Genomic DNA, 23,024 nt, shown 5'->3' with positions numbered 1-23,024 from the left:
TGATCGCCATTAACGGCCGTTTGGCCTAAAAGAGGAGGTGCTATGGCAAGCTTACTGCAACTACGCGATGCAATCGCCCTCAGTGGCAGCGCGGACGCCCATCAGCTCAGCCAACAATTGGCAGCGCCGTTACCGCTGGTTGAGGCGATGCTGGAGAGATTGACGGCGATGGGCAAAATTGAACGTATTGAGCAAGATAATAGCGGGTGTCTGACCGGCAGTTGCAAAAGTTGCCCTGAGGGGCAGAATCAATGCCATACCGCGATTTATCAGTTAAAAGATCAGCATTAATCTTGGGAAAAAATGCCCAGACGGGCATCTCAGCCAACTGACAAACCCCGATGATGCGACCTTGAACAGTGAGCCAAGATACTACTCGCCGTTTTAGCACTGATGTTGTTGTGCGAACTCCAAAATTAAATTTGAAAAATCATCAGGATGAGAGACAAATGGCGCATGTGCGGCCCCTTTCATCACCACAGATTGCGTGCGCGGCCATGCGCTATCTAACAACAACGCCACTTTGCGCGGCACCAGCCCATCCAGATAACCATAAATACGCAAAAATGGCAGACTGCACGCGCTCAGCGCTTCCCGCAAATCAGTGGTGCGCAAAATTTCCAACCCGCCGGTCAGCACCTCCACCTCCGGCATCTGGTGTTGCAGCACCACCGCTTTCAATAAGCGGGCATCCTGCCGCGCACTTTCCGTTCCCAAAGTCTGCAACGCCAAAAAGCGCTCAACCGTGCGCTGAAAATCCTCGCTAAGTTGCTGCTCGAAGCCAGCCAACACTTCTGGCCTGATACCCGGCCATTCATTATCGGCGGTAAAACAGGGTGAGGAAGAGACCGTGATCAGCCCACCAACGCGCTCTGGATGGCTCAACGCTATCTGGCTGGCAACCAGCCCGCCCATTGACCAACCCAGCCACAAGGCCTGTTGTGGCGCTTGCTGTAAAACAGTAGCGGCCATCTCAGGCAATGACATCGCCCCAAACTCTTTGCTGCGCCCATAACCGGGAAGGTCCACTAAGTGCAGTCGAAAATGCGGGGAGAGTCGATCAATGATGCAATGCCACACTCCCGCGTTCAGCCCCCATCCGTGCAACAGCACAAGATCGCGATCGCCTTCACCGCAGATGTTCCAATAAAGTTGTTTCATACGCTAATATCCTATCGCCTCAATCCTGTCAGGCATCTTGCCTGATTCAATGACTTAACGAAAATAGAGCAATGCCCCGGCCGAAGACTATCCCCAAGGTCATTGATGTTACAGGTAGGCAGCAAGTGAACGCATCCCGATGAGCTTACATCAGTAAGTGATTCGGGTAAGTGAGTGTAGCTAACACCCCTGCAGCTTCAAGGCCGAAGACTATCCCCAAGGTCATTGATGTTGCAGGTAGGCAGCAAGTGAACGCATCCCGATGAGCTTACATCAGTAAGTGATTCGGGTGAGTGAGTGTAGCTAACACCCCTGCAGCTTCAAGGCCGAAGACTATCCCCAAGGTCATTGATGTTGCAGGTAGGCAGCAAGTGAACGCATCCCGATGAGCTTACATCAGTAAGTGATTCGGGTGAGTGAGTGTAGCTAACACCCCTGCAGCTTCAAGGCCGAAGACTATCCCCAAGGTCATTGATGTTGCAGGTAGGCAGCAAGTGAACGCATCCCGATGAGCTTACATCAGTAAGTGATTCGGGTGAGTGAGTGTAGCTAACACCCCTGCAGCTTCAAGGACGAAGGGGATAAGGAGATGGATATGCTAACAATCATTAGCCAATGCTGGCTATGCCAACAACGATTATACCATCCATGGCACGGCATCTGCTGCTACTGCCGTCGCCATCTGCCCAAGTTACCACCCTGTTGCCCACGTTGTGGTTTGCCCTGCACCAACACTGAGCTCCCCTGTGGCCGCTGCCTGCGCGCACCACCAGAGTGGGGGAGCCTCACTTTTGTCAGTGATTATGCCCCGCCGTTGAATGGGCTGATAAAAAAACTCAAATTTAATGGCGCCACACAACTGGCCCCAGCATTAGCGCGCCTACTACTACTACACTGGCTCGATGCGTGGCGTCAGGGCAAGGTTATCAAACCAGAAAGAGTGATCAGTGTACCGCTACACCGCTGGCGTCATTGGCGGCGTGGCTATAACCAAACGGACCTGTTAGCCCAGCCATTAGCCCGCTGGCTTAACTGCCACTACAGTAATATGACCTTACAGCGCATTCGTGCCACGTCACCCCAGCGGCAACTCAACGCCACAGCGCGGCGTGAAAATATACGGGGAATATTTCGCTGTATGGAGCCTATTCGTGGTCAACATATTGCCCTGCTGGATGATGTAGTGACGACAGGCAGTACGCTGAATGAGATTGCCAAGCTATTATGGGCGGAGGGGATTGCCTCATTGCAGGTTTGGTGTATTTGCCGAACCTTGTAGTCACCCTAACAATGGGCGTATTATAGCCGACAAGAGTAGTCAACTATTGAGCAGATGCCATGATCACAATAACAGACGCAGCACAATCTCATTTTGCCAAACTGTTGGCAAATCAAGAAGAAGGCACCCAAATCCGTGTATTTGTTATCAACCCCGGTACGCCAACCGCTGAGTGCGGTGTCTCCTACTGCCCACCGGATGCGGTTGAAGCAACAGATACTGAACTGAAATTCGAGCAGATATCAGCCTATGTTGATGAACTGAGCAAACCCTATCTGGAAGACGCGGAAATCGACTTCGTCACCGACCAGCTAGGTTCACAGCTCACACTGAAAGCCCCAAATGCCAAAATGCGCAAAGTGGATGACACTGCGCCGCTGATGGAACGGGTCGAGTATGTCCTACAATCGCAGATTAACCCGCAACTGGCCGGTCATGGTGGTCGAGTCACCTTGATGGAAATCACGCCAGATGCATTGGCTATCCTGCAATTTGGCGGCGGCTGTAACGGGTGTTCTATGGTCGATGTCACCCTGAAAGAGGGTATCGAGAAAGAACTGTTGCAGAAATTCCCAGAATTGAAGGGCGTGAGGGATTTGACCGAGCATCAGCGCGGCGAGCACTCTTACTACTAATTATCCTGCGTCCTTGGCGCTACAGCGGTGTTAGCTTCGCTCTCTCACCCGAATCACTGACTCAAGTCAGCTCATCGGGATTTGTTCGCTTGCTGCCTTGCTGTAACACCAATGACTTTGGCTAATATTAGACGGTTAACAGACCTTATCCTGCGCCCTTGCCGCTACAGCGGTGTTAGCTTCGCTCGAATGCATGCACTTGAAGCATGTGACGAGTTTATCTTCTGACGTTGAGCGCAATCAGAAATATTGCCGACAAAGACGATGGCCCGACAAGGCTAGCGGCGGCTGGAGGGAATGGCGCAGCCACAATATTTCGCGCAAGGCGCGGGATTGTTAAGGGTGTGCGCCCATACACCCTTAATCGGTTGAGGCATCAAGGGTTCGGTGGACGATAATCTCATGTCAACCGAACCCATCACCTAATCATCCTTTTTGCGACCTAAAAAATCACCCCGCAGAAACACTCTTACGGCGCTTATCCAAATCCTTCAATAGGCGATTCACCTGGCTGTCAGCAAACATCTCTTCCAGCGTAACCGTCAACTTGCGCCGCCAGTTTGGATACTCATCGCTAGTGCCGGGAATGTTGACCGGTGTCGCCATATCCAGCCAATCTTCTGGCTGCAAGCCCAATAACGCGCTGGCACTATCAGCAACATAGCGCTGCAACCCACGATTGAGTACCGGGCTCATCGCCAGTAACGAAGCTTTATGACCCACCTTCTTAGGCACGCAATCATAATGATGCAGCCCTTCCAACAACCCTTGCTTGGCGCGCTCCCTATCGAGATAGAGCTGCTTCAATATCTGTTGGTCCGGATATAACCCCAGCTTATTGCCCAGTGTCAGATCATCTGCTTGCCAATAGCCTCGCAGTGTCGGCAGGTCATGAGTGGTAATGGTCGCCATCGCCTGAACCGGATAAGACTGCGGTGCACGGAAAGTATTCTCGCTGTCATGCTCAAAATAGAGCACCTTATAGGAGTACACGCCGCTATCACGCAACTTACCGATAATCTCAACCGGCACCGTGCCCAAATCCTCGCCAATCACCATACAGTGATGACGCTGACTCTCCAGCGCCAATATCGCCAGCAGATCATCGACCGGGTATTTAACGTATGCCCCTTGATCCGCCGTGTGACCATAAGGGATCCACCACAAACGCAATAGCGCCATCACATGGTCAATACGCAGCGCGCCACAACTGGTCATATTGGCGCGCAGCAGGTCAATAAACGGCTGATAGGCGCGAGCCACCATCACGTGCGGGTCCATCGGCGGCAAGCCCCAGTTCTGACCGAGCGGCCCTAAAATATCAGGCGGCGCGCCTACCGAGGCTTTCAGGCAATATAACTCGCGATCACACCAAGTTTCAGCCCCACCTTCAGCCACACCCACCGCTAAATCACGGTACAGACCCAGCGGCATTTTACGCGCCTGGCTGTCACGGAAGCAGTCATCAAACTGGCTGGCGGCTAACCACTGTAGCCACAGATAGAAGTTCACGTCATCCGCGTGCTTACGGCAAAAATCAGCCACGGCGGGGCTATGCCCATCACGATATTCGGCAGGCCACACCGGCCAGCCCCACATCATGGGGTCATTTTCACTCAAATGGGCATGAAGGGCATCAAAGGTAGCCTGTTGATGCAGGCTAGCACCACCCTGCTCAACAAACTGATGGAATGCCTGCACCCGCGTATCTTTTGCTTTCCGCGCGGTAAACAGTGGAAACGCCAAACGCAAAGCGGTCAGTTTAAGCTGCATCGCCTGCGGATAATCAACCCATTCACTGGCGCGAATCTCAGCCAAAGTGCGTTGCGTCTCGGGCTGACGCCACCAAATTTGTGCCGCTTCGCTGTGCTTAAATTCATCCACGCTGTTGACGTCGATATAAATCACATTCAGCCAGCGTCTGGATGAGGGGCTGTAAGGGCTGACACTTTGTGGATTCGCCGGATAGAGCGCATGAATCGGATTTAAGCCAATAAAAGCGCCGCCCCGCTCCCCAACCTGCCCTAACATCTGGGCTAAATCGCCAAAGTCGCCGATACCCCAATTGCGCTCAGAGCGCAGGGTATAGAGCTGCACACAAGCTCCCCACAGTTTTTTCCCGGCCAGTAATGCATCCGGTTCATAGCAGCGCTTCGGCGCGACGATAACCGAGCACTGCCACTGCTGTAAACCTTGCTCCAGCATCAACCGGTGATAACCCTGTGGTAGGGCCGTGGGCAGGGTCAGTGTTTTATTCGCACTGATACGCCCTTGATATAAATCACCTTTCTCTGTCTGCAACTGCCAATGATAATCGCCTGACCCCGCCATTGGCAGCTGCATCGGGCTACCAAAAATAAATACTTTTACCACCGGTAATGGTGCTTTTTCTGTCTGGGTAACATGGGATACATTCATACGCCCCATGGCCGCCAACAACTGCTGCTTGGTTTCCGGCAAAGTGGCTTGCGGCTTACCATGAGCATTAATATAGCTGGCGGCGATCCCTGCCAGTGTCGCTGCTTGATCGAGCGATTTACGATCCATGCAGTCTTCTCCTTAACGTTTGGCTTGCCAGATCCGCGATTGGTAATCGCGAATTGAACGGTCAGAACTGAACATCCCCACCCGCGAAGTGTTAAGAATGGTACGGCGGGTCCATTCATCCTTATCGCGGTACAGGGCATCAATTTGCTGCTGTGCCTGACAATATGAGGCAAAGTCAGCCAGCACCAGATAAGGGTCACCCCCTTCCAGCAGGCTGTGTAGCATCATGTCAAAGGCGTGTTTATCACCCTGGCTGAATGCCCCACTGGCCAGTTCATCCAGAATACTTTTCAGGTGCGCATCGGTTTTCAGGTATTTTTGAGGCTGATAGCCTTTCGCCAAAATGGCTTTTACCTGCTCCACGGTGTTACCGAAAATAAAGATATTTTCGTCGCCCACCTGTTCGGCAATTTCGACGTTAGCACCATCGAGCGTGCCTACCGTCAAGGCACCATTCAGCGCCAATTTCATGTTGCCGGTGCCGGAGGCTTCCTTACCCGCAGTTGAAATCTGCTCAGATACATCCGCCGCTGGAATCATCAATTCCGCGACTGATACACGATAATCGGGGATAAACACCACTTTTAGGCGATCTTTGACGATCGGATCGTTATTGATCTTATCGGCGGCCTGATTTATCGCATAAATGATATTTTTGGCCAAATAGTAACCGGGCGCAGCTTTGGCCCCAAACAGAAACACGCGCGGCGCAATATCCAAATTCGGGTTATCGCGAATCTGGCGATACAGAGAGAGAATATGCAACAGATTCAAATGCTGGCGCTTATATTCATGCAGCCGCTTAATCTGTACATCAAAGATGGCGTCTGGGTTGATGGTCAGCCCCATCACGCGCTTAACATATTCAGCTAGTTTAACTTTGTTGTCATATTTGATCTGCTGATAGCGTTCACAAAAAGCTTTATCGTCGGCATAAGACTCAAGACCGGCTAATGCATCCAGATTATTTGCCCACTCCACTTTCAGCGTTTCATCAATCAGGCCAGACAGCGCCGGATTACACTGCTTCAACCAACGGCGCGGCGTAATACCATTAGTCACATTGTGGAATTTATTTGGCCATAATTCATAGTATTCAGGGAACAAATCTTTGATAACCAGATCTGAGTGCAATTGCGCGACACCATTGACAGCGAAGCCACTGACGACACACAGATTGGCCATGCGCACCTGCTTATTATGATGCACCGCCAGTTTGGCCCAAATCTCATCATTGCCCGGCCACTGCTTATCAACCAGCTTTTTAAACTGCGCATTGATCTGCTTGATGATGACAAAATGGCGCGGCAACAAGCTGCGAACCAACTTTTCATCCCAGCACTCAAGGGCTTCTGGCATCAAGGTGTGGTTGGTGTAGGCAAAGGTTTTGCTGGTAATCGCCCAGGCAGCATCCCAGCTTAGCTGATGCTCATCGAGCAGTACGCGCAGCATTTCAGGAATAGCGATCGTCGGGTGAGTATCATTGAGCTGAATGACTTCATAATCCGGCAGTTCAGCCAATTTACGGCCCGCCAGATGGTGCTTACGCAGGATATCGGCCACCGAACAGGCGCACTGGAAGTATTGTTGCATCAGTCGCAAGCGCTTGCCGGCCAGGTGGTTATCATTGGGATACAGCACCTTGGTCAGCTTTTCAGCTTCAACGCCATTTTGTTCTGCCAGCAAAAACTTGCCGTCGTTAAAATTAGTTAAATCAAATGGATGCTGATGAGTCGCCTGCCATAAGCGCAGTGGCTGGGTGACACCATTGCGATAGCCCAACACCGGTAAATCCCAGGCCTCGCCGCGCAAAGTCAACGCCGGACGCCATAACTGACGGCCATCCGCCTGTTTTTCCAGCTTGCCGCCAAAACCAACATCCACCGCCAGTGCGGCATTGTGGCGGAACCACGGATAGCTCTCGCGCTGCCAATTATCTGGCGCTTCCTGCTGCTTACATTCACTGAAAGACTGACGGAACAGGCCATATTGATAATTCAGGCCATAGCCGGTGGCAGGTTGTTCAACCGTCGCCATCGAATCAAGGAAACAGGCCGCTAAACGCCCCAGTCCACCATTGCCCAGTGCCGGGTCGGTTTCCTGCTCCAGCAGATCACTCAAGTTAATCTGCTGTTCAGCCAACACGGCTTCCACCTGGTCGTACCAACCCAAGTTAATCAGGTTATTTGCCGTCAAACGACCAATTAAAAACTCCATCGAAATGTAGTTAACATGGCGCTGTACTTTTTTGGCTTTCACTGGCGCAGGTTGGGCAGATAACTGTTCGGCTAACGCCGCACTGACCGCTTCCCACCATTGGTGTTGGGTCATTTGCTGAGCGGAGGTTAAGCCAAAGCGCTGCCACTGGCGGGTCAGTGCAGCCAGGAAATCATCCTTTTTAAGCATAGGCTGTGACATAGGGAGGTCTCTATCCTGTGGGTTGGGTAATTTTACCCTTATCCTGCCAAGGAGAAGCGGCAAGGGCATCATCCTGCCGGAGGATTAGCTGGGGATGAGTCGCAGGGCGTAGCTAAAATTGTGATCCGGTGCAACTTACAGCCATAGGAAACATTAACTCTATTGCAATACGATGGCTGTTATCAGACCTTAGCAGTGCTGATTAATTACGAGGCTAAAAATAATTACTCTTATGAATGCCTGTAACAACTCATTACAAATGGACATATCAATCACCAGGACGTCTTCTCACCGGATCTCTTTAAAACCGGATACAGTATGCTGATCCCATCAAAACTGAGCCGCCCGGTACGGCTACAAAATACCGTGATACGTGACCGCCTATTGGTTAAGTTATCAGGTGTGGCGAACTATCGCCTGACCTTAATAAATTGCCCGGCGGGGTACGGTAAAACCACGCTAATTGCTCAATGGGCAGCTGACCAATCCTGTCTCGGTTGGTACTCTCTGGATGAAAGTGACAATCAGCCGGAACGCTTCGCCACCTATCTTGTCGCCGCAGTGCAGCTAGCGACTGGCGGCCATTGCAGCAAAAGTGAAGCCCTCAGCCAGAAGCATCAATATGCCAGCCTCTCCGCACTATTTGCTCAATTATTCATCGAATTATCCGATTGGGATGGCCCACTTTATCTGGTCATCGATGACTATCATCTGATCACTAATGACGCCATTCATGAGGCCATGCGCTTCTTCTTGCGCCATCAGCCAGAAAATCTGACATTGATTTTACTCTCCCGCACCTTGCCGCCACTGGGTATTGCTAACCTGCGGGTGCGCGATCAACTGCTGGAGTTGGGGATGCAGCAGCTCGCGTTTAATCATCAGGAAGCACAGCAATTTTTCGATTGCCGCCTGTCCACGCCACTGGAGCAGGGTGATAGCAGCCGCCTGTGTGATGAAGTTGAAGGTTGGGCCACGGCGCTGCAACTGATTGCGCTATCATCACGTCAACCCAACTCCTCGGCGCAAAAATCGGCCAAGCGCCTCGCGGGGCTGAATGCCAGCCATCTGTCAGACTATCTGGTCGATGAAGTACTGGATCAGGTTGATAGCAATGCCCGTGCTTTCCTGCTGCGGTGCTCGGTATTACGCTCCATGAATGATGCCCTGATTGTGCGCCTGACCGGAGAAGACAATGGTCAGCAGCGGCTGGAAGAGCTAGAGCGTCAGGGATTATTCATTCATCGCATGGATGACAGCGGCGAATGGTTCTGCTTCCACCCCCTATTTGCCACCTTCCTGCGTCAGCGCTGTCAGTGGGAATTGGCGCTAGAGCTGCCGGAGCTACATCACGCGGCAGCGGAGGGGTGGATGGCGCTGGGCTACCCCGCAGAGGCGATTCACCACGCGCTGGCGGCCGGTGATGTCGGCATGTTACGCGATATTTTGCTGCAACACGCCTGGACCTTATTTAACCACAGTGAGCTGGCGCTACTGGAGCAGTGTCTGGTCGCCCTGCCTTACTCGTTATTGGTACAAAATCCAGAGCTGGCGCTGCTGCAAGCCTGGCTGGCCCAGAGCCAGCACCGCTACGGCGAGGTCAATACTCTGCTTGAGCGCGCAGAGGCGGCAATGCAGGAGCGTAAAATTCCGATTGATGAAATTTTACGTGCTGAATTTGATGCGCTACGTGCTCAGGTGGCAATCAATGCCGGTAAACCGGACGAAGCCGAAAAACTGGCTACCGAGGCCCTGAAATATCTGCCGATGGCGAATTTTTACAGCCGGATCGTCGCCACCTCCGTCACCGGAGAGGTGCATCACTGCAAGGGGGAGCTGAGCCGTGCACTGCCGATGATGCAGCAAACCGAGCAGATGGCGCGCCGCCATGAGGCTTATCACTACGCTCTATGGGCGCTGCTGCAACAGAGCGAAATTCTGATTGCTCAGGGCTTCCTACAGGCGGCCTATGAGACTCAGGATAAAGCCTTTGAGCTGATTCATGAGCAGCATCTTGAGCAACTGCCGATGCATGAATTCCTGCTGCGTATTCGCTCTCAGGTATTGTGGTCATGGTCACGGCTGGATGAGGCAGAGGAGGCGGCGCGTAAAGGCATCGAAATCCTGGTGAACTACCAGCCACAACAGCAGCTGCAGTGTTTGGCGATGCTGGCGAAGTGTTCATTGGCTCGTGGGGATCTGGATAACGCCAATATGTATATCCAGCGCTGCGAGGCGTTGCAACATGGCAGCCAGTATCATCTCGACTGGGTAACCAATGCCGATAAACCACGAGTGATCCACTGGCAGATGACCGGAGATAAAGTCGCGGCAGCGAATTGGCTGCGTCAGGCGGAAAAACCGGGCATGGCCGATAACCACTTTTTACAGGGTCAATGGCGCAATATTGCCCGAATTCAGATTATGTTGGGGCGCTTTAATGAAGCTGAAGTGGTGTTGGACGAGCTAAATGAGAATGCTCGCCGCCTACGCCTAACCAGCGATCTCAACCGTAATTTATTGTTAAGCAACACCTTATACTGGCAAACCGAACGTAAAGGTGAAGCACAGAAAGCGCTGATTGAATCACTGTCGCTGGCCAATCGCACCGGCTTTATCAGCCATTTTGTGATTGAAGGTGAAGCCATGGCACAACAGCTACGCCAACTGATTCAGCTTAATGCCCTGCCCGAATTAGAACAGTTCCGCGCCCAACGAATTCTGAAAGACCTTAACCAGCACCATCGACATAAGTTCGCCCATTTTGATGAGATCTTCGTCGATAAGTTGCTTACTCACCCGCAAGTACCGGAATTGATTCGTACCAGCCCGCTGACGCAACGTGAATGGCAGGTGTTGGGGCTGATCTATTCTGGCTACAGTAATGACCAAATAGCCGGCGAGCTGGAGGTGGCGGCCACCACCATTAAAACCCATATCCGTAATTTGTATCAAAAGCTGGGTGTCGCCCACCGACAAGAAGCGGTACAGCAGGCGCAGCGGTTATTACAGATGATGGGGTATATTTAAGCCGCAGGGCGAATATGCCCTGCTATTTCATTATTTCGGTATAGTGGTGCTTGCCTCTATTTGGCGGTTGACTTCATCCAGTAATCATTTATTAGCCCGTAAAAGCCATGTGTATTTTTTATCCTCATCGATAGTCTTGTTCTGTTGGAAGTGATTTAGAATAGACTTAAACACCATTAACATATCCCGGCTTTCACTTATTCGTTCTGCATCAAAACAATTCATATAATCACCTAAGAATGCTAATTTTACTGCATATATTTTATTTAAGAAATACATAGCCTTAGTTTTAAATAGTTCCGGTTCGTTGCGTGACAAGCTTAGCTTGGTTTTAATTTTTTCGACCAATGTTTTATTAGCACATAAATACTCATTATAAAAATCCCCTGGAATAAATAACTTGGGATTAAAAACCCAAAGCTCATCGACTAATTTTGATACCTTTTTCTTTTCATTATTAATAAAATCAGGTTGCTGGCATACTAATAATAAATCTTCAATTTCACAATTTGTGATAATGGTCGAACTTTTGCCATCATTCGAAGCGAAATAATACAGCCTATTAAACGCTTTATACATATCTATTTTACGTTCAAGATTAGATAATCTGCTGAATGTTAACGATGTCTTTTTCATTGGCAATGTTCTTAGTATTCTGCACGGTAGGTTTTAAGTTTAGACTTTTCTTACAATATTTAACAAACTTCTCCATATTAGGTATGTCTAAATCAGTATCAGTTAAGCCTACTTTATTTTCATCAGGTGTTAACTTTTTCTTCGCAGATTCAATAATATTTTCAGCATAATTAATGCTTAACGTTTTGTCATTCGAATCAAGATAACTTTGAAATACTATGTTATTTTTAAAGAAAAATATTTTTTTCTTTATATTTTCAATGTTATTACTGACTGCTTCACGTTCTAACTTATTTTTCTTAATGTCTTTAACTGCATCTAAAGCAGTGGAAATAAGATTTCCACATTTCATTTTCTCAACATTAGTATGAATATCTATCTGTCTAACTATTTCATTAAGCTGAATTAACCCTTTTAAATTTTCTATTATATTGATAGCATCATCAATTAATTTATAGTCCGCAACTATTTTATCATAATCTAAACATGCCAATATCTTGTCAAGAGACTTTAATTCATCAATTGTTTTTACATATGGCGAAGTCGTGTATTTTTTTACTATCCTGATACCAGAATCATTGCAAAATTCTTGTATTCCTCCTTCTTCTCCTGGCTTGAGTTGTATTGCCAAATGAGGATAGCCATTAGCCATCAGGACAACCCGCTCTAGCTTAACTAGCTTATCATCATTATTGTAGATTATTCTAACGAAACAGTTTTTTTTCTCCGTTGAGGAGTTAATGACTCCGTTACTTATCGTGTTGTAAATGAAATCCTCTCTGCTGTTTACTCCATTGCTATTTTTGCTATTTTTATTCCACTCAATTTCATTGATTTCATCATTATTACTTTCATCACCATATTTATCAAAACTAAACCTTAATCTTTCTATTATCTCTTCATCATAATCTGTTAACCAACATTGCTCGGGATTTATCGTTATAGACTTGTCATTGTACTTTATATCTATAGCTTTAATTTTTTTCCCACCCTTGATTTTAAGTTTTTCCTCATCCCACTCAACCTCGCAGTGAAAACAATACTTAACTTTTTCTCTTATCTCATCTGGCAGTATTTTTTCTAATGCAGCCAATATCTCAATTGGGTTATTTACTAAATGATTTTTATGCATAATTTCATTTAGATGAGTTAGCGCACTACTTTTCGTTTCAAAGCTGAGTATCATTCTGAAAAAATCGGCAATTTTTTCACAAATGGTTAATTGAGTTTTAAACTCATCAGGTTTTACTTGAAGAGAATATAAATCATTTTCACTTAATTTATTACTGGAAAAATACCCTGCCGTAATATCGCCCATAGAGATCCTCCTATACAATTTTGTATAACTCTACCTCCTGCAATAAAAATTTCTTTTATATAACACCCTATTTTATAAAGTATGCCCTTTTAAAAGAGCAGCTATACCCCTATATAAGTTGTTGGTTTTTGTCTGGCGAAAATCGCTTACAATAGTGCGTTAACATCACTCATCTGCATCAGGGCTTAATAGCAATATGGAACAGTTTGAAACAATCAGTGTTGAGCAGGCGTACAGCCGTTTGAAAGAAAATAACGCGGTATTGGTGGATATTCGTGACCCACAAAGTTATGAAGCAGGTCATGCGCCAAGCGCATTCCACCTGACCAATAGCAGCCTGCATACCTTTATGCAGCAGACCGATTTTGAACAACCGGTGATGGTGATGTGCTACCACGGTAACAGCAGCAAGGGTGCTGCGCAGTATTTGCTCCAGCAAGGTTTTGATGCGGTTTACAGCATTGACGGTGGTTTTGAAGCCTGGGCCAGAAGCTATCCGCAAGAGGTGGTGTCTGCCGTTAGCTAATACTCGCCCAATTGTGATATTTTTAAGCGCCTTAATCGCATTTATAAGATTTATAACTTCACGTTAGAATGAAAAAAATATGATCCGTGTGATAGCAATCTCTAATCTACGTCTGGCGCAGGCCTTTGTTGATTATATGGCCACCCGCAATGTGCCGCTGGAACTCCGGCCCGAGACTCAGGGCGCTGAGATCTGGTTAGCCGATGATGAGCAACTCCCCCTGGTGCAGCATGAGCTGGAGCAGTTTTTGCTTGATCCGCTGAATCCGCGCTATCAAGCCGCCAGTTGGCAATCGGGGAATTTGCACTCTAATTTGCCCTATCAGCGGTTCTCCTACCTCCAGACACTGCGCAGCCAGGCCGGGCCACTGACTCTCAGCCTGATGGTGCTGTGTATCGCCGTCTATATATTGATGCAGATCTTCGGCGATTATGCCGTGATGTCCTACCTTGCCTGGCCCCGCGATGGTAGCCAATATCTGCAAATCTGGCGTTGGGTCAGCCATGCCTTCCTACACTTTTCACTGCTGCATATCCTATTTAACCTGATGTGGTGGTGGTATCTCGGTGGGCAGATGGAAAAACGACTTGGCACCAGCAAGTTGCTGGTATTAACTATCGTTTCCGCCCTGTTCAGTGGTTGGGGGCAGTCGCTGTTTAGTGGCGTGAACTTTGGTGGTCTTTCTGGTGTGGTCTATGCCTTAATGGGCTATGTCTGGCTGACTGGCGAGCGCGCACCCGAGCGTGGTATCTCGCTACCCCGCGGCTTGATGGCTTTTTCTGTTCTCTGGCTGGTTGCCGGATATTTCGATATTTTAGGTTTATCGATTGCCAACGCCGCTCATGTCTCAGGTTTGATTATTGGCTTATTAATGGCATTCTGGGATACGCGCAGCAGCGTAAGAACCGCACAATAACTGCCTGGAATAACTAGGCGCATTAGGGGATTATCGTGAAGCAAACGCAGCGGCATGATGCGATTATTGAACTGGTACGCCAGCAAGGTTACGTCAGTACTGAAGAGTTAGTGGAGCATTTTACCGTTAGCCCGCAAACCATCCGCCGCGACTTGAATGATTTGGCGGACCAAAACAAGATCCACCGCCATCACGGTGGTGCGGCGCTACCGTCCAGTTCGGTTAATGCCGCTTATAACGATCGCAAAGTGATGTGGTCAGAAGAGAAAGCCCGCATTGCGCAACGTGTTGCCAGCCAGATCCCCGATGGAGCGACACTCTTTATTGATATCGGCACCACACCTGAAGCGGTTGCTCACGCGCTGATGAACCATAAAGGTCTGCGGGTGGTGACCAACAATCTTAACGTGGCCACCTTGCTGACTGCCAAAGAGGATTTTCGCCTGATTTTGGCTGGCGGTGAAGTCCGCACCCGCGACGGTGGGATTATTGGCGAAGCCACACTGGATTTCATCTCTCAGTTCCGCCTTGATTATGGCATCCTTGGTATCAGTGGCATCGATATGGACGGCTCGCTGTTAGAGTTTGATTACCATGAGGTGCGCACTAAGCGGGCGATTATCGAAAACTCCCGTTGTGTGATGTTGGTGACTGACCACTCTAAATTTGGCCGTAACGCGATGGTGAATTTGGGGAATATGAATTTGATTGATTATCTGTTCACGGATCAAATGCCCCCCGCCAGTGTGATGAAGATTATTGAGCAGCATGATGTTCAATTGGAGTTATGTTAGCGGTTGATATTCGGTTGGTGATTAGTTCGGTTGTTAAATCGGATCTGGTTTCGGTTGATATTCGTTCAGTGATCACCTGACCCTCGTCGCCTCAACCGAGCAGGAGGGCAGGCCGGCCCTCCTGCTCCTGCGGCTTGCGCGAAATATTGCCCTGCGGGTAAACCTCCCACGTCTTTCGGGCTGACGAGCCAGCGCGATGGGCATCCCTGCCCAAGCGCGCTTTTCGCGGGCGTCCTGCCCGCTCACTCTACCCTCTATCCTCGTCGGCAATATTCCTGATTGCGCTCAACGTCAAAAGAGAAAGTCAAAATCAAAACCCTGTTTTTAGGTTTTGAAGTTAAAAGCACATTTGAGCTGCCGAGCGAAGAGTGGAGCAAGGGAAATCCGCCATGGACGGCGGATTTAGGCGTCATGAGCAGGGATGCGAATAAAGCCGTCCCGCCAGCGAAAGGATGAGTCGAGGGAACCTGCGAAGCAGGCAAGCGATACGTGCGCAAGCGCAGGGGTTCCAAGGGGGTTACGCGCTTGTAACCCCATTGGCGGTTGAGGCGCTGGAGGCCAAGTGAACGCCGATCTCATGTCAACCGAACCAATCGCCTGACCGATTATCAACCGAAACCAGCGCCGATCTATTGCGCAGGCAAGGTGAGCCGTGAAGCTATAACAACCGAACCAATCACCAAGCCAAACTTCAACTCAACCGATCAAAACCCACTTCCCCCCCCACATCCTGATAACAAAACTGTTACCTCCATCACGGGTGAATGTTTTTTTTTGGTTAACTCTTGGCTTGTTTGTTGGTTTTTGATTACAATCGTGAGCGAAAACGAACATTAAAGAGCTGTTTCGAACATCTGGAGGAAGGAAGCATGGAAACCAAAGACTTGATCGTGATCGGTGGCGGCATTAATGGTGCCGGTATCGCTGCTGACGCTGCAGGGCGTGGCCTGTCCGTTCTGCTGCTGGAAGCACAAGATTTGGCCTGTGCGACCTCTTCCGCCAGCTCCAAACTTATCCACGGTGGCCTACGCTATCTGGAACATTATGAGTTCCGTTTGGTGAGTGAAGCGCTGGCCGAGCGTGAAGTGCTGCTGAGACTGGCCCCCCATATCGCCTTCCCAATGCGCTTTCGCCTGCCGCATCAGCCCCATCTGCGCCCCGCCTGGATGATTCGCGCGGGCCTGTTCCTGTACGACCATTTGGGTAAACGCACCACTTTACCCGCCAGTAAAGGGCTGCGTTTTGGGCCAGAATCAGTATTGAAGCCCGAGTTGGTGCGCGGTTTCGAATATTCTGACTGCTGGGTAGATGATGCCCGTTTGGTGGTGCTAAATGCGCAGGAAGTGGTCGAGCGTGGTGGTGAAGTTCGTACCCGCACCAAAGTGACCCGCGCATGGCGCGAGCAAGGTTTATGGATGGTTGAAGCCGTCGACGTGAACAGCGGTAAAACCTTTACCTGGCGCGCCAAAGGCTTAGTGAATGCGACCGGCCCATGGGTTAAGCAGTTCTTCGACGATGGCCTGAAGCTCAAATCGCCTTATGGTATCCGCTTGATCAAAGGCAGCCATATTGTGGTGCCACGGGTTCATAACCAGCCGCAAGCCTATATTCTGCAAAACGAAGATAATCGTATTGTCTTTGTGATCCCCTGGTTGGACGAATACTCCATCATCGGCACCACTGATGTCGAGTACCACGGCGATCCGAAAGATGTGAAGATCGACGATCAGGAGATTGATTACCTGCTTAAAGTCTATAACGACCACTTTAAGAAGCCGTTGGGCCGCGACGATATCGTCTGGACTTACTCAGGTGTGCGCCCGTTGTGTGACGATGAATCAGATGCGCCGCAAGCGGTTACCCGCGATTACACCTTGGATGTGGCGGACGAAAATGGCAAAGCACCACTGCTGTCAGTATTCGGCGGCAAACTGACCACCTATCGCAAACTGGCAGAGCACGCGTTGGAAAAACTATCGGCCTATTATCCGAATGTTGGCCCCGCGTGGACTAAAACTGGCGCGTTACCGGGCGGCGATATTGGCGGTAATCGTGATACCTACACCGTGCATTTGCGCCACCGTTACAATTGGTTGCCCGAAGCGCTAGCCCGCCGCTATACCCGCACCTATGGTAGCCACAGCGAGCTGATTTTGGCAGATGCCACCAGCATCGAAAATCTGGGCGAGCACTTCGGCCATGGTTTGTACGAAGCTGAGTTGCGCTATTTGGTCGAGAAAGAGTGGGTAGTCGAACTGGATGATGCTATCTGGCGTCGCACTAAGCTGGGCATGACCCTGGATGAAGCACAAAAACAGCGCGTTGCTGAGTGGTTAGCCGCAGAGCAAGGGAAGAAACAGCAGACTCTTTCGCTGGTTTCCTGATAGCGAATTCAAACAGTTAAGCTTTATTTAGGCTCAAAAAAACCCTCTTCACCGTTTATGGCTGAAGAGGGTTTTTGTTATTGGGCAAGTGAACAGCCTACCGCTTCAAGCAGCAAGGGTATCGCTACAGGCGGATAGGCTTAATATGCCAAATCTCATCGGCGTACTCTTGAATGGTCCGATCGGAAGAGAAATAGCCCATATTGGCAATGTTGAGTAAGGCTTTGCGCGTCCACTCATCAGGGTGGCGATAGAGCGCATCGACTTTATCCTGCGTGTCGACATAGCTGCGATAATCCGCCAGCAATTGATAGTGATCACCCAAGTTCACCAGCGAATCAAACAGGCTGGTGTAGCGTTGAGGCTCTTCTGGGCTGAAGGTGCCGGTGGCAATCTGCGTCAGAGCCAGATGTAACTCCGGGTCTTCATCATAATATTTCCGTGGGTTATAGCCGCTATTGCGCAGCGCCTCCACCTGCTCAGTCGTGTTGCCAAAGATAAAGATATTATCCGCGCCGACATGTTCGCGTATCTCGACATTCGCCCCATCCAGTGTGCCGATGGTCAGCGCCCCGTTCAGGGCAAACTTCATGTTACTGGTCCCCGATGCCTCGGTGCCCGCCAGCGAAATCTGCTCAGAGAGATCAGCCGCCGGAATAATCAGCTGTGCCAGACTGACACTGTAGTTCGGGATAAATACCACTTTCAGCAGATTATTGATCCGCTGATCACTGTTGATCACCTTCGCGACATCATTGATCAGACGGATAATTTGCTTCGCGTTGTAGTACGCCGATGCCGCTTTACCGGCAAAAATCACCACCCGTGGCACCCACTTTTCGTCAGGCGCTTCGAGAATACGGTTATAACGGGTGATCACATGTAGCACATTCAATAATTGCCGTTTGTACTCATGGATTCGCTTGATTTGGACATCAAACAACGCCGCCGGGTCCACCACAATATTCAATTTTTGAGCGATATAGATCGCCAGCCGTTTTTTGTTCTCCAGCTTGGCTTTGCGTAACGCCAGCAGAAAACTGGGGTAATCGAGGTTCTTTTCCAGCTCGCTAAGTTGGCTCAAATCCGTGCGCCAGTTGTGGCCGATACTGTCATCCAGTACCGCCGCCAGTGGTCGGTTAGCCAGCCCCAGCCAGCGCCGTGGCGTGACGCCATTGGTTTTATTGCAGAAGCGGTTAGGGAAGATGCGGGCAAAATCAGCAAACAGTGACTGCACCATCAACTCCGAATGCAGGGCTGATACGCCATTCACTTTATGGCTGGCGATCACCGCAAGCCAGGCCATGCGCACTTGTCGACCATGGGTTTCATCAATAATGGATACCCGCGCTAACAGTTCGGGTTCGTCCGGATGCTGCTCCTGCACCAGCTTGAGGAAATGATCATTGATATCAAAGATAATTTGCAAATGCCGTGGCAGGATCTTGCCGATCATGTCGATTGGCCAGGTTTCCAGCGCTTCAGTCATTAAAGTGTGGTTGGTGTAGGAGAAGACTTGTTGCACCACATCCCACGCATCCATCCAGCTAAATTTGTGCTCGTCGATCAACAGACGCATCATTTCAGGGATAGAAAGCACTGGGTGAGTATCATTCAGGTGAATGGCAATCTTATCCGCCAGATTGTCGAATGTCTGGTGCATGGTCCAGTGGCGGTTGAGGATATCCTGCACCGTCGCTGACACTAAAAAGTACTCTTGCCGCAGGCGCAGTTCGCGTCCGGAATAGGTTGAGTCATCGGGGTAGAGCACCCGCGATACGTTTTCTGAATGGTTTTTATCTTCAACTGCCGCAAAGTAATCGCCCTGATTAAATTTACCCAGATTGATCTCATTACTGGCCTGCGCAGACCATAAACGCAGGGTATTGGTTGCATCAGTATCAAAACCGGGGATGATTTGATCATAAGCGCAGGCGAGAATCTCTTCCGTTTCCAGCCAGCGGGTTTTGCTGCCCTCTTGCTGAATTCGGCCACCAAATCGCACTTTATAGCGGGTATTGTGCCGTGGGAACTCCCAGGCATTGCCATACTCCAGCCAGTTATCCGGCGACTCCATCTGTTGGCCATTCACTATTTTCTGGCTGAACATGCCATATTCATAGCGGATACCATAACCGCGCCCCGGCAGCGCCAATGTGGCCAGCGAATCCAGGAAGCAGGCCGCCAGACGGCCCAAGCCCCCATTACCTAAACCGGGGTCATTCTCTTCCTGTAACAGTTCGGAGAGATTGAGGCCCATCTCATCTAGCGCCTGCTCGATATCTTCATAAATCCCCATCGATAACAGTGCATTAGAGAGAGTTCTACCCAATAAAAACTCCATCGACAGATAATAAACCTGCCGGACGTCTTGTGATAACTGTGCGCGGTTAGACCGCAGCCAGCGCTCAACCATCCGGTCACGTACTGCAAATAGAGTGGCATTCAGCCAGTCGTGCTGAGTCGCAATGGTGGGGTCTTTACCCACAATAAACATCAATTTATAGGCAATGGAGTGTTTCAGTGCATCCACACTGACAACGGGTGAGGTATAACTGAACGGTGATGTCATAGCGGTTTTCCCCATTCGTGGTGATAACAAATCGTGGTGACGACAAATCGGCCATCAGAGACGCCGATAAAGTGACAGATATTCTGCCGCTGCTACTTGCCAACCAAAGTCTAACCCCATGGCGTGGCGCTGGACATGACGCCAATGTTTTGGCCGGCTCCACAAGACAAAAGCACGGCGTATTGCCCGAACTAATGCCTGCGCATCGCATTCATCAAACACAAATCCCGAGGCGCTGCCATCGGCTAGATTTTCCAGCGCGCAATCCACCACGGTATCTGCCAACCCGCCCGTGTGCCGGACCAGTGGCAAAGTGCCATATTTCAAACCATACAGCTGCGTTAGCCCACATGGCTCAAAACGGCTCGGCACCAGAATCACATCTGCACCGGCAATTATTCGGTGAGAAAATGCCTCGTGATAACCAATTTGTACCCCAACCTGGCCGGAGTAGTCTGCTGCGGCCGCCAAAAATGCCTCTTGTAAAATTGCATCCCCTGCACCAAGAACCGCCAACTGTCCCCCCAGTTGCAGTAGTTCGGGCAAGGCTTCCAACACTAAATCCAACCCTTTTTGCGCGGTCAATCTGCTGACCACCGCAAAAATAGGCCTCTTTTCCGTCACCTCTAACCCCATCGTGGTTTGCAGGTGTACCTTGTTCACCGCTTTCTCTTGCAGGTTCTCCGCGTCATAACATGCATGTAGCAAGGTATCAGTCTGTGGATCCCAAATACCACTGTCTACCCCATTGAGTATCCCAGTCAATCTCCCTTGACTGGCGCGCTCTTGTAATAATCCTTCCATCCCATAGCCAAACGCAGGCTGGGTAATCTCTTTGGCGTAGGTCGGGCTGACAGTGGTGACATGATCAGCAAAGAACAACCCCGCTTTCAGATAGGAAATTTGGCCGTAGAACTCTAGCCCATACATGTGGAAAAATGCAGCAGGCAGCTGTAACTCAGCCAAGTGATGTGCTGAAAATAGCCCTTGATAGGCTAAATTATGGACGGTAAATACCGAACGTGCCGGGCGACCCCGCGCCGCCAGATAAGCGCAGGCCAATCCGGCATGCCAATCGTGGGCATGCACCACCTCCGGACGCCAGTAGCCATCCAGTCCGCACGCCAGCTCACAAGCCATCCATCCCAGCAATGCAAAACGGCGATAGTTATCGGAATAAGCATGCAACGATTGATCGTGATAAGGGCTACCGGCCCGATCATAGAGACCGGGGGCATCAATCAGATAGATCCCAATACCCTGGAACTGGCCGTAACGTAATGAAACCCGGCCAGCAAAGGTATCAATCTCCCTCACTAACACGGTATCCGGAATGCCGCGGCGCAAGTCAGGAAAGGCGGGTAGCATGACCCGCACATCCGCCCCCTCAGCAATTTGGGCGGCAGGTAAAGCACCAACCACGTCCGCCAATCCCCCTGTTTTTAATAAAGGAAATAGCTCAGAACATACGTGTAGTACCCGCATTTTCACTCCCACTAATCGGATAAAAAATAGCCCTATTTGGCGGCTAACTTGGCGAGCATCGCCCGAGTCACTAACACCACCCCCCCCTCTGAACGGTAAAAACGGGCGCTATCTTCATCGGCGTTTTCCCCGATCACCATCCCTTCGGGAATGTGACACGCCCGGTCAATAATGCAACGGCGCAAGCGGCACGAGCGCCCGACATTGACATCCGGTAGCAGCACAGTGGAGTCGATAGTGCAAAATGAGTTCACCCGCACCCGAGGGAACAGCACCGAATGCACCACCACTGAGCCGGAGACAATACAGCCGCCGGAGACCAGCGAGTTCATCGTCATGCCATGGCTGCCAGAGCGGTCTTGCACAAATTTGGCGGGCGGCAGAGGTTCCATATGGGTGCGGATTGGCCAGGCGCGGTCATACATATCCAGCTCAGGAGTGACCGAAGCCAAATCGAGATTAGCCCGCCAATAGGCATCCAGGGTGCCGACATCACGCCAGTAAGGGGGCATATCCGCATTGGAGGTGACGCAGGAGAGATCAAACGGATGCGCCCACGCGGCTTTTTGCGCCGTGATTTTCGGGATCAAGTCTTTGCCGAAATCATGGGTAGAACCGGGGGTATTCCGATCCTCTTCTAATAACTTAAACAGATAATCGGCATTGAAAATATAGATCCCCATGCTCGCCAGCGCCATATCAGGGCGACCGGGCATGGCGGGTGGATTAGCCGGTTTTTCATAAAAAGCGGTCACCTGAAAATCGTCAGCTACCTCCATCACCCCAAATTCAGAGGCCTCACTAATGGGAACCGGAATACAGGCGACGGTGCACTCTGAATCTTTCTCCACGTGATCTATCAACATGCGCGAGTAATCCATCTTGTAGATATGATCACCAGCCAGAATGACAATATATTCCGCATCATAGCGGCGAATAATATCCAGATTCTGGTAAACCGCATCTGCCGTGCCTTTGTACCACTGCTCGGTACTGAGGCGCTGTTGGGCGGGCAGGAGATCCACAAACTCGTTCATCTCCTCATTGAGGAATGACCAACCGCGCTGAATATGCTGAACCAGCGTATGGGACTGATACTGGGTAATGACACCAATGCGGCGGATACCGGAGTTCAGGCAATTAGATAGCGCAAAGTCGATGATGCGGAATTTGCCGCCGAAATGTACCGCCGGCTTGGCACGAGTGGCGGTCAAATCTTTCAGCCGCGAACCACGACCACCAGCTAAAATCAGCGCCACCGTTTTATTCGGTAATTGTCTGGCTAACATCAACGGGTCTTTATTTTCGAATTTAACCATGGCT

The 23,024-nt window shown here is 50.2% G+C and carries 16 protein-coding genes; 8 read left to right on the top strand and 8 right to left on the bottom strand.

The features are described from left to right. The first annotated feature begins 42 nt into the window (after nt 1–42). Nucleotides 43–291 carry a FeoC-like transcriptional regulator gene (locus tag FFE93_RS00710; RefSeq protein ID WP_138774691.1) on the top strand — a complete coding sequence of 83 codons (249 nt, stop codon included), beginning with the start codon at nt 43–45 and terminating at the stop codon, nt 289–291. 93 nt (nt 292–384) lie between these two features. Here FFE93_RS00710 and bioH read toward each other — a convergent pair whose 3' ends face one another. Then, a complete protein-coding gene (gene bioH, locus FFE93_RS00705; protein ID WP_032896744.1) occupies nt 385–1,161 on the bottom strand; it encodes a pimeloyl-ACP methyl ester esterase BioH in 777 nt (258 codons plus the stop codon). 595 nt (nt 1,162–1,756) lie between these two features. Here bioH and gntX point away from each other — a divergent pair. Both gntX and nfuA read left to right on the top strand, forming a co-directional pair. Next, nucleotides 1,757–2,440: a DNA utilization protein GntX gene (gntX, locus tag FFE93_RS00700; RefSeq protein WP_049601219.1), complete on the top strand. Its 684-nt coding sequence runs from the start codon at nt 1,757–1,759 to the stop codon at nt 2,438–2,440. A 59-nt stretch (nt 2,441–2,499) separates the two neighbouring features. Next, on the top strand, nt 2,500–3,075 hold the full coding sequence (gene nfuA / locus FFE93_RS00695) for a Fe-S biogenesis protein NfuA (RefSeq protein WP_004875174.1): 576 nt from the start codon (nt 2,500–2,502) through the stop codon (nt 3,073–3,075). 450 nt (nt 3,076–3,525) lie between these two features. Here the strand turns inward: nfuA and malQ are convergent, their stop codons facing one another. Together malQ and malP are read right to left on the bottom strand one after the other, a co-directional pair. Next, nucleotides 3,526–5,622, bottom strand: coding sequence for a 4-alpha-glucanotransferase (gene malQ, locus FFE93_RS00690; protein ID WP_005279421.1), 2,097 nt, complete (start codon nt 5,620–5,622; stop codon nt 3,526–3,528). A 12-nt stretch (nt 5,623–5,634) separates the two neighbouring features. Beyond that, complete coding sequence (malP, locus tag FFE93_RS00685; protein WP_032899050.1) at nt 5,635–8,040, bottom strand: maltodextrin phosphorylase; 2,406 nt, start codon at nt 8,038–8,040, stop codon at nt 5,635–5,637. A gap of 318 nt (nt 8,041–8,358) precedes the next feature. Here malP and malT point away from each other — a divergent pair, with 318 nt between their 5' ends. After that, a complete protein-coding gene (malT, locus tag FFE93_RS00680) occupies nt 8,359–11,070 on the top strand; it encodes an HTH-type transcriptional regulator MalT (protein WP_005279425.1) in 2,712 nt (903 codons plus the stop codon). Between the two features lie 84 nt (nt 11,071–11,154). Here the strand turns inward: malT and FFE93_RS00675 are convergent, their stop codons facing one another. After that, nucleotides 11,155–11,706, bottom strand: coding sequence for a hypothetical protein (locus FFE93_RS00675; RefSeq protein ID WP_138774690.1), 552 nt, complete (start codon nt 11,704–11,706; stop codon nt 11,155–11,157). Beyond that, a complete protein-coding gene (locus FFE93_RS00670) occupies nt 11,669–13,024 on the bottom strand; it encodes a hypothetical protein (RefSeq protein ID WP_138774689.1) in 1,356 nt (451 codons plus the stop codon). Before FFE93_RS00670 ends, FFE93_RS00675 begins: the two co-directional genes overlap by 38 nt. 196 nt (nt 13,025–13,220) lie before the next feature. Here FFE93_RS00670 and glpE point away from each other — a divergent pair, with 196 nt between their 5' ends. From glpE to glpD, 4 genes are all read left to right on the top strand, one after another. Continuing rightward, nucleotides 13,221–13,550 (top strand): thiosulfate sulfurtransferase GlpE, encoded by a 330-nt coding sequence (gene glpE / locus FFE93_RS00665; RefSeq protein WP_005279432.1) that lies wholly within the window; start codon nt 13,221–13,223, stop codon nt 13,548–13,550. A 79-nt stretch (nt 13,551–13,629) separates the two neighbouring features. Further along, complete coding sequence (glpG, locus tag FFE93_RS00660; protein ID WP_049601209.1) at nt 13,630–14,466, top strand: rhomboid family intramembrane serine protease GlpG; 837 nt, start codon at nt 13,630–13,632, stop codon at nt 14,464–14,466. A 35-nt stretch (nt 14,467–14,501) separates the two neighbouring features. Then, a complete protein-coding gene (locus tag FFE93_RS00655) occupies nt 14,502–15,260 on the top strand; it encodes a DeoR/GlpR family transcriptional regulator (protein WP_004878022.1) in 759 nt (252 codons plus the stop codon). A gap of 869 nt (nt 15,261–16,129) precedes the next feature. Then, a complete protein-coding gene (gene glpD / locus FFE93_RS00650) occupies nt 16,130–17,644 on the top strand; it encodes a glycerol-3-phosphate dehydrogenase (protein WP_049601206.1) in 1,515 nt (504 codons plus the stop codon). Between the two features lie 124 nt (nt 17,645–17,768). On the opposite strand, the gene glgP is transcribed toward glpD, so the two are convergent. The 3 genes from glgP to glgC are packed head-to-tail and all read right to left on the bottom strand — an operon-like array spanning nt 17,769 to nt 23,020. After that, complete coding sequence (gene glgP / locus FFE93_RS00645; RefSeq protein WP_032897587.1) at nt 17,769–20,216, bottom strand: glycogen phosphorylase; 2,448 nt, start codon at nt 20,214–20,216, stop codon at nt 17,769–17,771. Nucleotides 20,217–20,270: 54 nt separating this feature from the next. After that, nucleotides 20,271–21,701 (bottom strand): glycogen synthase GlgA, encoded by a 1,431-nt coding sequence (gene glgA, locus FFE93_RS00640; protein WP_049601203.1) that lies wholly within the window; start codon nt 21,699–21,701, stop codon nt 20,271–20,273. A gap of 32 nt (nt 21,702–21,733) precedes the next feature. Further along, nucleotides 21,734–23,020 carry a glucose-1-phosphate adenylyltransferase gene (gene glgC, locus FFE93_RS00635; RefSeq protein WP_005273593.1) on the bottom strand — a complete coding sequence of 429 codons (1,287 nt, stop codon included), beginning with the start codon at nt 23,018–23,020 and terminating at the stop codon, nt 21,734–21,736. Nucleotides 23,021–23,024 lie beyond the last annotated feature (4 nt).

The sequence above is a fragment of the Yersinia sp. KBS0713 genome (assembly GCF_005937895.2).
Classification (GTDB): domain Bacteria; phylum Pseudomonadota; class Gammaproteobacteria; order Enterobacterales; family Enterobacteriaceae; genus Yersinia; species Yersinia bercovieri.
The sequence above is the reverse complement of the archived record's forward strand: the minus strand, read 5'-3'. Positions and strand labels throughout refer to the sequence as shown.